General features: G+C 32.5%; 11 protein-coding genes. All 11 read left to right on the forward strand.

Annotation, left to right across the window (positions count from 1 at the left end):
• The 11 genes from B2Y85_RS00625 (at nt 1) to B2Y85_RS00675 (ending at nt 12,194) form a co-directional block, all read left to right on the forward strand.
• Nucleotides 1–1,311 (forward strand): ankyrin repeat domain-containing protein, encoded by a 1,311-nt coding sequence (locus tag B2Y85_RS00625; RefSeq protein ID WP_372518533.1) that lies wholly within the window; start codon nt 1–3, stop codon nt 1,309–1,311.
• 10 nt (nt 1,312–1,321) lie between these two features.
• Complete coding sequence (locus tag B2Y85_RS00630) at nt 1,322–1,765, forward strand: cyclic nucleotide-binding domain-containing protein (RefSeq protein WP_372518534.1); 444 nt, start codon at nt 1,322–1,324, stop codon at nt 1,763–1,765.
• An 8-nt stretch (nt 1,766–1,773) separates the two neighbouring features.
• Nucleotides 1,774–2,814, forward strand: a complete 1,041-nt coding sequence (locus B2Y85_RS00635; RefSeq protein WP_372518535.1) for an AI-2E family transporter — start codon at nt 1,774–1,776, stop codon at nt 2,812–2,814.
• Nucleotides 2,815–2,828: 14 nt separating this feature from the next.
• Nucleotides 2,829–4,745 carry a 1,4-alpha-glucan branching protein GlgB gene (gene glgB, locus B2Y85_RS00640; RefSeq protein WP_372518536.1) on the forward strand — a complete coding sequence of 639 codons (1,917 nt, stop codon included), beginning with the start codon at nt 2,829–2,831 and terminating at the stop codon, nt 4,743–4,745.
• Between the two features lie 45 nt (nt 4,746–4,790).
• Nucleotides 4,791–6,029, forward strand: coding sequence for a M48 family metallopeptidase (locus tag B2Y85_RS00645; protein ID WP_372518537.1), 1,239 nt, complete (start codon nt 4,791–4,793; stop codon nt 6,027–6,029).
• A gap of 1 nt (nt 6,030) precedes the next feature.
• Nucleotides 6,031–7,074 (forward strand): M42 family metallopeptidase, encoded by a 1,044-nt coding sequence (locus B2Y85_RS00650; protein WP_372518538.1) that lies wholly within the window; start codon nt 6,031–6,033, stop codon nt 7,072–7,074.
• Between the two features lie 56 nt (nt 7,075–7,130).
• Nucleotides 7,131–8,090, forward strand: a complete 960-nt coding sequence (gene rfaD / locus B2Y85_RS00655) for an ADP-glyceromanno-heptose 6-epimerase (protein ID WP_372518539.1) — start codon at nt 7,131–7,133, stop codon at nt 8,088–8,090.
• Between the two features lie 87 nt (nt 8,091–8,177).
• Entirely contained in the window at nt 8,178–9,164 is a 987-nt protein-coding gene (rfaE1, locus tag B2Y85_RS00660) for a D-glycero-beta-D-manno-heptose-7-phosphate kinase (protein ID WP_372518540.1), read from the forward strand.
• A gap of 63 nt (nt 9,165–9,227) precedes the next feature.
• Complete coding sequence (gene kdsB / locus B2Y85_RS00665) at nt 9,228–9,962, forward strand: 3-deoxy-manno-octulosonate cytidylyltransferase (RefSeq protein ID WP_372518541.1); 735 nt, start codon at nt 9,228–9,230, stop codon at nt 9,960–9,962.
• A gap of 36 nt (nt 9,963–9,998) precedes the next feature.
• Complete coding sequence (locus B2Y85_RS00670) at nt 9,999–11,585, forward strand: CTP synthase (protein WP_372518542.1); 1,587 nt, start codon at nt 9,999–10,001, stop codon at nt 11,583–11,585.
• 135 nt (nt 11,586–11,720) lie between these two features.
• Nucleotides 11,721–12,194, forward strand: coding sequence for a hypothetical protein (locus tag B2Y85_RS00675; RefSeq protein WP_372518543.1), 474 nt, complete (start codon nt 11,721–11,723; stop codon nt 12,192–12,194).
• The last annotated feature ends 18 nt before the right edge of the window (nt 12,195–12,212 follow it).

Below are 12,212 nucleotides of genomic sequence, written 5' to 3' on the forward strand. Positions count from 1 at the left end.
ATGTTAAAAAAAATACTGATACTTTTTTTAATGTTGTTTTCGAATTTTTGTTATGCGGCTACATATAACAAAGACACAATCGTAAATGCCGTAAAACAAAATAATTACGATTTGGTAAGACAATGTATAAGACGCGGAGTCAGTACGAACTCTCAAGACTCCGTCGGCAATCCTGTTTTGCTTACAGCTATCAGTATGGGCTATTCCGATATAGCGATTATGCTTATAAGAAACGGGGCAAATGTTAATGTTTCGTATAACAGAGGTATGAACTCTCTGATGTTAGCCATAAACAAAGGTATGGAAAATGTTGCTAAATTATTAATAGATTGCGGTGTGGATTTAGATGCAAAACTGCCGAACGGTATGACGGCTTTGATGATGGCTTCGGAAAAAGGAATGTTTGAATTGGTTAAAAAAATGGTAAAAAATAATGCCGATATAAATGCAAAAACAAAAGACGGAATTACCGCTTCGGTTTTTGCCATGAAAAGCGGGCATAACGATATAGTGAAATATTTTAATAAAGTTGGAACAATTCCGGGAACATTGGGAGAATCTATTCTTACTTCAAATATTCGTTTGGCCGAAAGATTTATTGCTTACGGTTCGGAAATAGATGAAAGAGGCATTCAAGGTAAAACTCCGTTAATAATAGCCTTCGACAGTAATGATTATGATATGGCTGCATTTTTAATATCCAAAGGTGCGGATATTAATGCAAAAGATGATAGCGGAATAACACCTTTAATATCTGCTTGTGCATCAAATAATGTAGATTTGGTTCAACTTGCTTTTACCACAGGAGCCGATATTAATGTTGCTGACTGTAACGGAATTACACCGTTGATGTATGCCGTGTATAAATCTAATTACGATATAGCAAAAATGCTTGTGAAATATAAAGCAGATGTTAATGTTTCCGACAGTAACGGAATAACTCCGTTGGGAATAGCCGTAAGAATGGGAAGTTTGAAAATTGCCAATTTGCTTGTTAAAAACGGTGCAGTCGTAAATTATAAAGACGATAATAATACAAGATTGTTGAATATTGCGGTGGATACGAATAATTTGGATATGGTTTCTTTCCTTATAGATAACGGGGCGAGAGTTAACGGTAAAGACGCAAGCGGAAAAACTCCGTTGATATTGGCTGCATCGAAGGGATATTTTGATGTAGCAAAAAAACTTTTGGATAGCGGAGCAAGAATACATTCAAGTGATAATGATGAATTTTCCGCCATGGATTATGCAATAAAAAATAAAGATCACAGTATGATAGAACTTTTAAAAAGCAGAAGGCATAATTAAAGGATTATTTATGTTAAAGAAATTGTTTTCGTTCATTTTTTTAGACAGAGAAATTAAAGATGATGTTATTTATTTAAAAAAAACCGATTCTTTCAGAATGTTTACCGTAAGGGAATTAAAAAAAATAACGACTATTTTATATAGAAGAACATATATGAAAAACGAAATTTTGTACAAAAAAGACGAATCGGCAAAGTTGGTATGTTTATTAAAGTCCGGAAAAATAGAACTGGATGACGATAAAAATAAAAAATATGTGGAAACAAACAAAATATTCGGTAAAAGATTTTTGTTTAATTCCGCTGAACAATATTCCGATACCGCAAAAGCGGCGGAAAAAAGCGAATTGTACATTTTGCATAAAGAAGATTTGGAAAATCTTATGGAAAAAGACAGTTCTATAGGTTTTAAAATCACAAGAGCTTTGTTGGAAGATTTTTACAGTAAGGCGTAAATATATTTATGAAAGACACCGGCATAACAAAATTTTTTGTTTTATCACTGATATTTTTCTTTATAATTTTATTTTTTTTATATTTAACGAGAGGTATATTAATACCTTTTGTTATTTCGGCTCTGCTTGCTTATTTGCTTGCTCCGTTGGTAAAGAAAATAATGTTGTTCGGCGTAAAAAGATGGGTGGCTGTATTGTTCGTTGTGCTTTTGGTATGTATAGTTTCCGCTTTTGCAATAAGCGTGGTTGTTCCTGTAGTTACGGAAGAAGTAAATGTTTTGATTAAAAATTTTCCGGAATATAAACAGAGTATAATTTCTTTTGTCGAAAAACAAAAAAATTATACAGATAAGATAGTTCCGTTTTTAAATAAGTATAATATTGCCGATACCTTAACGGAAAAATCGACGGCTTTTATAACGACGGAAGTTTCAAAAATACCTGTATATATTACCGGTATAATATCAACGATATCCATTATATGTTTGGTACCTATAATAACATTTTTTATGCTTTTGGGATACGACGATTTTTCAAGATCCGTTATTCAACTTATACCATCAAGATATGTTGAATTTTGTATATCGTTAAAACATGAAATTGATTTTGTGCTGGGCGGTTATATAAGGGGACAAATTATAGAGATCTTTTTTATTTCATTGTGTGCTGTTATTGCTTTGTCGGTAATCGGCATAAAATATTCTTTGCTTATAGGTATTGTTGCCGGCTTATGTAATTTAATTCCTTATTTGGGCCCTGCGATAGGTTTTGTCTTGGGAGTTATTGTTGCGGCTTTTCAGTTTCATGCAATTATTCCGGTAATTGAAGTTGCCGCCGTATTTTTAATCATTCAACAGTTGGATAATAATATAGTTCAGCCGATAGTTGTCGGTCAAAATGTAAATTTAGGACCTGTAGCGATGATGTTTGCATTACTTGCGGGAGCAAATGTTTTTGGAATTATAGGAATGTTTTTGGCGGTTCCTGTTTTAGCTTTAATGAAAAACATTTGTGTTATGTTGATAAACAGATATAAACAAATTTATTAATAAAGGATAAAATTATGGAAAATTATGTAAGACCTTTTTCATTGTTTTCAGAGCAGGATATTTATCTTTTTAAAGAAGGGAGCCATTTTCAACTTTATAATTTGTTGGGTTCTCATCCCGTAAATTACGAAGGAAAAGACGGTGTTTATTTTGCCGTTTGGGCACCTAATGCAAAACATGTTTCCGTAATAGGTGATTTTAACTATTGGGATAAATATTCACATCCGTTAAATCCCAGAGGAGACTCTTCCGGTATATGGGAAGGTTTTATTCCTTTCTTAAAACAAGGTGATACTTACAAATATTTCATAGTTTCCAACTTTAACAATTATTCCGTTGAAAAAGCCGATCCGTATGCTTTCCATTGCGAAACTCCTCAAAAAACGGGTTCTAAAGTTTGGGATCTTTCTTATACATGGAACGATAAAGATTGGATGAATACAAGATATAAAAAGAACAGTATGAAGTCTCCTATGTCGATATATGAAGTTCATTTGGGTTCTTGGAGAAGAAAGCCGGAAGAAAATAACAGAATGTTATCTTACAGGGAAATAGCTCCGTTACTTAGAGATTATTGTGTTGAAATGAATTTTACGCATGTCGAGTTTTTGCCCGTAATGGAACATCCTTTTTATGCTTCATGGGGATATCAAACTACCGGATATTTCGCTCCTACAAGCAGATACGGAACTCCGCAGGATTTAATGTATTTGGTAGATTTATTGCACCAGGCAGGTATAGGTGTAATATTGGATTGGGTTCCGTCGCATTTCCCTATGGATCAGCACGGACTTTCTTTCTTTGACGGAACATACTTATACGAACATTCCGACAGAAGATTGGGGTTTCATCCCGATTGGAAGAGTGCAATATTTAATTACGGAAGAAATGAAGTAAAAGATTTCTTAATATCGTCCGCATTATTTTGGTTGGATAAATATCATGTCGACGGTATAAGAGTAGATGCTGTTGCATCAATGCTTTATCTTGATTATTCGAGAAAAGACGGTGAATGGGTGGCGAATAAATACGGCGGAAAAGAAAATATCGATGCAATAGAATTTTTGAAGAGATTAAATCATGTTGTATATGAAAATCATAACGATGTTCAAATGATAGCCGAAGAATCTACCGCATGGCCGATGGTTTCCAAACCTACGTATTTGGGAGGTTTGGGGTTCGGTTTTAAATGGAATATGGGATGGATGAACGATACTTTAAGATATTTTAAAACAGATCCCATATTCAGAAAATACAGACATACAAATTTAACTTTCAGTTTGTTGTATGCGTTTACCGAACAATTTGTTTTGCCTTTTTCGCACGATGAAGTTACGCAAGGTAAAGGTTCTCTTATCGGTAAAATGCCGGGCGATGAGTGGCAACAGTTTGCGAATTTAAGACTTTTAATCGGTTATATGTTCGGACATCCCGGCAAAAAACTTTTGTTTATGGGAGCAGAGTTCGGACAGAAAAGAGAATGGTCTCACGATATGAGTTTGGAATGGCATGTTTTGTGTTTCTGGCAACATTCCGGTATGCAAAGATGGGTTAAAGACGTAAATGCCGTTTATAAGAACGAATTGGCATTGTTTGAAGACGATAACAGTTGGAACGGCTTTGAATGGATAGATTGTAACGATTCCGAAAACACCGTTTTAAGTTTCTTGAGAAAATCTCCTTCTACGGGAGATGTGATAGTTTGTGTTTGCAACTTTAATCCTGTTCCGAAATACGGTTATAAAGTTGGTGTTCCCAAAGCGGGATATTGGAAAGAAATTTTAAACAGTGATTCCGAAGCATATTTCGGCAGTAATATAGGAAATTTGGGTGGAGTAAATACAAAAGATTATTCCACGCATGCAAGACCTTATACAATAGAAATTGCGTTGCCTCCTTTGGCAGCGGTATTTTTTAAGTATGAAGGATAGGTTGGAAGATTAGAAGATTGGAAGAATAGAAGATTGGAATAAAATATGTACTTGATTATAATAATTGTTTTTTTGTTGTTATCTTTTACAATAAGTTCGATATCGGATTATCTTAATGCAAAAAACTTAAAAGAAGATTTGCCGGAAGAGTTTATCGGATATTACGACGAAGAGAAATATAAAAAATCTCAAAATTATTTAAAAGACAGAACAAAATTTTCTTTTGTTTCATCAACAATATCTTTAATAATATCAATAGTTTTTATTTTGGTCGGCGGATTTAATTATGTTGATTTATTCGCAAGAAGTTTCGGTTTTGGTGAAATACTTACTGGACTTATATTTGTTGCCGTATTATATTTGTTGCTTGAAATAACAGGAATCCCTTTTTCGGCATACAATACATTCGTTATAGAAGAAAAATACGGTTTTAATAAAACAACGATAAAAACATTTATATCCGATATAATAAAAAATTTATTTTTGACCGCTGTTATAGGTTTACCGATATTTGCCGTTATTGTAATGTTTTTTGCTAAATACGGTTCTCTTGCTTGGATATATGCTTCAATAACCGTTATTTTGTTTGAACTTTTAATTACATTTATAGCTCCTGTTTTTATAATGCCGCTATTTAACAAATATGTGCCGCTGGAAGACGGAGAATTAAAAACGGAACTTGAAAAATATGCAAAAGAGCAAAACTTTAAAATGAAAGGTCTTTATAAAATGGACGGTTCAAAAAGATCAAATAAAACAAATGCATTTTTTACGGGTTTCGGAAAATTCAGAAGAATAGTTTTGTTTGATACTTTAATAGCGAAACATACAACACAAGAACTTGTTTCTGTTTTGGCACATGAAATGGGACACTATAAAAAAGGTCATATTCATAAATTTATGATTATGTCGTTTGTAAACACAGTAATAATATTTTTCTTGTTATCTTTGTTTATAGGAAACGAAGGACTTTTTGCGGCATTTAAAATGCAACATATTTCCGTTTACGGAGCATTAATATTTTTCGGATTTTTGTACACACCGATATCGATGTTTTTATCGGTAATACAAAATGTTATATCGAGAAAATATGAATATGAAGCAGACAGATATTCTGTAACGACTTATAAAAATCCTAAAGCGATGGTAGAAGCATTAAAAAAACTTTCTGTTGATAATCTTTCTAATCTTACTCCGCATAAAATGAAAGTTTTTATGGAATATAGTCATCCGCCTGTTTTGGACAGAATAAAAGCAATTAGAAATATAAATATAGAGGACTAAAATGGACAAAGTATTGAAAGAACTGTTGGAAGCTCCGGGAATTTCCGGATGTGAAGAAGCTGTTGCGGAAATTATGAAAAGGGAACTATCGAAATCTTGTGATGAGGTAAAAATCGATAATTTCGGCAATGTTATCGCAAGAAAAGGTAAAGGCGGTAAAAAAATAATGATTGCCGCTCATATGGATGAAATAGGTTTTGCTGTAAAACATGTGACGAAAGAAGGATTTATATACTTTATAAAAGTCGGCGGTATTGCCGATATGGTTATTCCTGCACAAAGAGTTGTAATAAAAGCCAAAAAAGGTGATGTTGTAGGTGTAATCGGTACAAAACCTCCGCATTTGATGACTCCAGAAGAAAGTAAGAAATTAGTTTCATATACAAATATGTTTATCGATATAGGTTGTAAAACAAGAGAAGAAGTTTTGGAAAAAGTTGAAATAGGAGACCAAATAATATTTGAACCGAATTCCGGAGAATTAAATAAAAATGTATATTACGGTAAAGCCGTAGATAACAGAGCTTGTTGTTATGAAATGTTGAAAGTTATGGAAACTCTTGCTCCCGTAGATGCCGAAGTTTATGCGGTTGCAACAGCTCAGGAAGAAGTAGGGTTAAAAGGTGCAAGAACATCTTCTTTTGCTATAGATCCGGATTTTGCGATAATTCTCGATACGACAATTGCCGGTGATGTTCCGGGAATAGACGATAAACTTTCATCCTTAAAAATAGGAGACGGTATAGCAATAACTATGATAGAGGCAAGCGGCAGGGGAACGATAGTTAACAACAAAGTAAGAAGACTTATGATAGATACCGCAAAAGAAAATAATATAAAACATCAGGTAGATATTGTAAGCGGCGGTATGACAGATGGTGCCGTTATTTATATGAACAGGTCAGGAATACTTACCGCAATATTAAGTGTTCCCACAAGGTATATTCATTCTTCAACATCGGTATTTGATATAAACGATTTAAAAGAAGGTGTAAAACTCACACAAAAAGTTATAGAAAAATTTGCTCAAGGAAAAGCATTGTAAATTTCTTAAGTTTTTTATATAAATATTCTTTATAAAATAAAAAATGAGGTTTTAGTATGATAATTCTTACCGGTGGTGCAGGTTTTATAGGAAGTTGTTTTTTATGGAAACTTAATCAAGAAAAGATAGACGATATTTTAGTCGTAGATCATCTTGATAACGGCGAAAAATGGAAAAATCTCGTAGGTAAAAAATTTTATGATTATATGCAAAAAGAAGATTTTATTCAAGCCGTAAAAGATAAAAAAATTCAAAAACCGCAGGCGATAGTTCATCTCGGAGCATGCAGTTCAACTACACAAACAGACGCGAATTATTATATTCATAATAATTTTGAATATTCTAAAACTCTTGCATTGTGGGCAATGGAACTGGGAATTCCTTTTATATATGCATCATCCGCGGCAACTTACGGTAACGGAGAAAACGGATACGACGATCAATGCGATATAGACAAACTTGCTCCTCTTAATATGTACGGTTATTCGAAACAACTTTTTGATTTATGGCTTTTAAGAAACAAATACAACGATAAAGTTACCGGAATAAAATTTTTTAATGTGTTCGGACCTAACGAATATCATAAAGGAACAATGAAAAGTGTTATTTGTAAAACTTATGACGATGTTGCGCAGAAAGGAATAATAAGATTATTTAAATCTTATAACAGTAAATACGGTGACGGTGATTCGTTAAGGGATTTTGTTTATATAAAAGATGTTGTTGAAGTTATGATGTTCTTATTAAATAATCCTAAAAATACGGGATTGTTCAATATCGGAACGGGCAAAGCAAGAAGTTGGAACGATATTGCAAGATCAATGTTTGCTGCGGTAGGTAAACAAACCAATATAGAATATTTTGATATGCCCGAAATTTTAAGAGGAAAATATCAATATTTTACCGAAGCAAAAATGGATAAAATAAGAAAAGCAGGTTGCAATCATAAATTTATGGAACTTGAAGATTCCATAAAAGATTATTGCAGTTATTTGAAAAACAAAAGCTACCTTTAAATTTTTGCAAAGCAAAAATTTGAGGAATGGAAGATTAGAGGAATAGAGGTATAGAAAAATCGCTTTGAGAGTTTTTAAGGAGTATGTATGGATTTGCTAAAAAAAGTGTTAAGTTTAAAGAATAAATCAATCTTGGTTGTCGGTGATACAATGGTCGACAGATTTATTTGGGGAAAAGTTTCAAGAATTTCTCCCGAAGCACCTGTTCCCGTTGTAGAAGTTAAAAGTGAAACCGAAACTTTGGGCGGTGCGGGAAATGTCGCAAGCAATATAACATCTTTAGGGGCAAAAGCATATATTATTACTGTTATAGGTGACGATCTTAACGGTTTACATATGAAAGAAATGCTCGAAGATAAAAAAATTAACACAAATTATATAGTTGTAGATAAACAAAGACCCACCACACTAAAAACAAGAATAATTGCATCAAATCAGCAGGTTGTAAGAGTGGATAAAGAAATAAAAGGTGCTTTTTCCGGGAAAACAGAAGAAAATATTTTAAAAAGTATCGATTATGTTATGAAACAAGTAGACGGAGTAATTATCTCCGATTATGCAAAGGGTATAGTAACCGACAAAGTGTTGAAAAAAATTATAACCATTGCAAAAAAGAAAAAAATTCCCGTAACTGTTGATCCTAAAGTAGAAAATTTCAAAAAATATAAACATATAACTTGTATGACTCCTAATACAAAAGAGGCCATAGAAGGTATGAATGCTCAACATCAGGGAATAAAAACGGATGCCGATATTGCAAATCTCGGTAAAAAAATATTGAAATTGTTACAATCGGATTCAGTTCTTATTACAAGAGGTGAAAAGGGTATGACTGTAATAGAGAAAAGTAAAATTACACATATTCCTACAAGAGCAAAAGAAGTTTACGATGTTACCGGTGCCGGAGATACTGTTATTGCAACAATGACACTTGCATTGGCAGCAAAATGGAAACTCGTCGAAGCAGCCGAAATTGCAAATTTCGCTGCAGGCGTTGTTGTGGGTAAAGTAGGTACGGCAACGGTTACAATAGAAGAAATTATAAAAACGATAAAAAATTTTAACAGAAAATAACAAAGACAATTAGTAATTAGTAATTAGAAATTATTAATTAGCAATTAGAGAAAGGAAAAATATATGAAGACGGCAGTTGTAATTCCTGCAAGATATGCATCAAGCAGATTTCCCGGCAAACCTTTGTTTTTAATAAACAATAAACCTCTTATACTTCATGTTGTAAGTAAAGTTTCAAAATGTAAGGGAGTGGATTGTGTTGCCGTTGCTACCGACGACAAAAGAATTTTTGATACGGTAAAATCCGCAGGTTATAATGTGTTTATGACTCCGGTAAATTTGAAAAGCGGAACAGACAGAGTTGCTTATGTCGCAAATAAATATTTGAAAAACTGCAATGTTTTTATCAATGTTCAGGGTGATGAACCTTTAATAGATAAAAAACTTGTAGAAAAAATGGTTGAAGAATTTAAAAAAGACAAAAAACTTGAATATTTGACTGTTGCTTATAAAATGAAACCGACGGATGATATTGCAAATCCGAACACCGTAAAAGTAATTTTCGATAAGAATCACTATGCACTGTATTTTTCAAGATATCCTATACCTTTTTTAAGAGACGAAAAAAATAAGAGTAAAGCCGAATATTATAAACATATAGGTGTATACGGATATACAAAAAAGTTTGTTTGCGAATTTACGAAATCAAAACAAACAAAACTTGAAATTGTTGAAAGTTTGGAACAATTAAGAGCATTGGAACAGGGCAAAAAAATAAAAGTTATTATATCGAGTAAAGATCTTCAAGATGTCAATGTGCTTGAAGATGTTGCAAAAGTAAAAAAAGCACTTAAATAATTAAATATATAAAAGAGTAAAAAAGGAGCTTATAAAATGAAGACGAAATACATTTTTGTTACCGGAGGAGTAATTTCTTCCGTCGGAAAAGGTATTACCGCAGCATCAATTGCGTGCTTGTTAAAAGCAAGAGGATTAAAAGTAAATATTTTAAAATGTGATCCTTATTTGAACATAAATCCCGGACTTTTGTCTCCTATGCAACACGGAGAAGTTTTTGTTACCATAGACGGTATGGAAGCCGATTTGGATTTGGGACATTATGAAAGATTTATAGACCAGGAAACGACAAAGGTAAATACCGTTACATCCGGAAGAATATACCAAAAAGTTTTAAACGACGAAATTGAAGGAAAATTTGCGGGAAAAACCGTTCAGGTTGTTCCGCATATAACAAATGAAATAAAAGAAAGATTAAAAGCCGTTGCAGGTGACAGTGATGTTGTTATGGTGGAAATAGGGGGAACAGTCGGAGATATAGAGGGATTACCTTTCTTGGAAGCAATAAGACAATTCAGAAACGATATCGGAAGAGAAAATGTTCTTTATGTTCATGTAACATTAATTCCGTATATAAAGGCATCCGAAGAACTTAAAACAAAACCTACACAGCACAGTGTTCAAAAATTGAGAGAAATAGGAATAGAACCTTCGATAATTCTTTGCAGAATGGATCAGCATTTGACGGATGAAATAAGAGATAAAATTTCATTGTTCTGTAATGTGGAAAGAGATGCCGTAATCGAAGAAAGAGATGTTCAAACATCAATTTATGAAGTTCCGGTTCAATTGCACGAGAACAAAATAGACGATTTAATAGTAAAATATTTAAAACTTGATGCAAAACCGATTGATTTGAAACAATGGAACGATATGATACATAACTGCAGATGTCCGGAACATCAGGTTACCGTTGCAATTGCAGGTAAATTTATAGAATTGAAAGATTCTTATAAGAGTGTTTTTGAAGCATTAAAACACGGCGGCGCAATAAATGTTACGGAAGTTAAAATAAAATATGTTGATACCGATTCTCAACACTTGGAACACGATTTGAAAGATGTGAATGCAATTATTTCTCCGGACGGAGACAGCGGCGGAACATTGGAAGGAAAACTTAATGTAATAAAATATGCAAGAGAAAACAAAATTCCGTTCTTCGGTATATCTTTAGGTATGCAGAGTGTTATTATCGAATACGCAAGAAATGTTTGCGGATTAAAAGATGCAAATTCTTTGAATATCGATAAAAATGCAAAAACACCCGTTATAATACACACAAATGCAAAAAACAAAGACGGTCATTTAATGAGACTCGGTTCTTGGAAATGTGATATAGCAAAAGATTCAAAAGCTTATGAAATATACAAAAAAGATGTTATAAGCGAAAGACACAGACACAGTTACGAAGTAAATAAAGAATATATTAAAACTTTGGAAGAAAAAGGTCTTATAGTATCCGGTTATTCCTCTGATGAAAACAAATATGTTGAAATTGTTGAAATAAAAGATCATCCTTGGTTTATTGCCGTTCAGTTTAACCCCGAATTCCAATCAAGACCTACAAGACCGCATCCATTATTTGCGAATTTCATAAAAGCGGCTCTTATTAACAAAAAATAAAAAGTTTTATAAAAAGCTGAAAAAAGGCACTCTTTTTTACAAAAAAAAGGAGTGCTTTTTATTTTGAAAAAAAATATGTGAAAAATCAATAAAAAATATTGATAAAAATGCTTTCAAGTGCTATACTTAAAATGTATGAAAAGTATTTTAAAATGTGCTTTATCGTTTTTTATCCTTTTCTCGACGATAGATTTATCTGTTATAAATTTATTTGATAAATTTTATTCGGATATGGGAAATAAAACATCTATTTCTGAAATTATGGAAATAGAGTGCGATTTGTTTTATCATGCAAAAAATGTAGTAAAAACGGTATGTAATAATATTGCAAAAGATGTTTTGTTTTTGTTTGCACCGACACAAAACAACAAAGTTTTTTTTGATGTGGATAAGAGCGATAAAAGAATATATATAGACAATTGCTTTAATTATGTTAAGCTTGTATTGCCCGTCTTACAAACAAATGTAAGTTTCGTTTTGGATAACACAAAACTGATGTTATTTTTCTTTGGCTTTATATTTTTGTTTATATTAAGATATTTAGGATTATTGTTTACTTTCGGTAAAATAGTTGTCTATCAACAATATAAAAAGGCATACATCATTTAAAAATGATGTATGTCTTTT

Source organism: Candidatus Ruminimicrobiellum ovillum, from assembly GCF_002392975.1.
GTDB classification, from domain to species: Bacteria; Elusimicrobiota; Endomicrobiia; order Endomicrobiales; family Endomicrobiaceae; genus Ruminimicrobiellum; species Ruminimicrobiellum ovillum.

Coding starts and splice junctions, on each gene's coding strand:
- B2Y85_RS00625 (WP_372518533.1), top strand. CDS start 1: ATGTTAAAAAAAATACTGATACTTTTTTTAATGTTGTTTTCGAATTTT.
- B2Y85_RS00675 (WP_372518543.1), top strand. CDS start 11,721: ATGAAAAGTATTTTAAAATGTGCTTTATCGTTTTTTATCCTTTTCTCG.
- B2Y85_RS00630 (WP_372518534.1), top strand. CDS start 1,322: ATGTTAAAGAAATTGTTTTCGTTCATTTTTTTAGACAGAGAAATTAAA.
- rfaE1 (WP_372518540.1), top strand. CDS start 8,178: ATGGATTTGCTAAAAAAAGTGTTAAGTTTAAAGAATAAATCAATCTTG.
- B2Y85_RS00650 (WP_372518538.1), top strand. CDS start 6,031: ATGGACAAAGTATTGAAAGAACTGTTGGAAGCTCCGGGAATTTCCGGA.
- glgB (WP_372518536.1), top strand. CDS start 2,829: ATGGAAAATTATGTAAGACCTTTTTCATTGTTTTCAGAGCAGGATATT.
- kdsB (WP_372518541.1), top strand. CDS start 9,228: ATGAAGACGGCAGTTGTAATTCCTGCAAGATATGCATCAAGCAGATTT.
- B2Y85_RS00635 (WP_372518535.1), top strand. CDS start 1,774: ATGAAAGACACCGGCATAACAAAATTTTTTGTTTTATCACTGATATTT.
- B2Y85_RS00645 (WP_372518537.1), top strand. CDS start 4,791: ATGTACTTGATTATAATAATTGTTTTTTTGTTGTTATCTTTTACAATA.
- rfaD (WP_372518539.1), top strand. CDS start 7,131: ATGATAATTCTTACCGGTGGTGCAGGTTTTATAGGAAGTTGTTTTTTA.
- B2Y85_RS00670 (WP_372518542.1), top strand. CDS start 9,999: ATGAAGACGAAATACATTTTTGTTACCGGAGGAGTAATTTCTTCCGTC.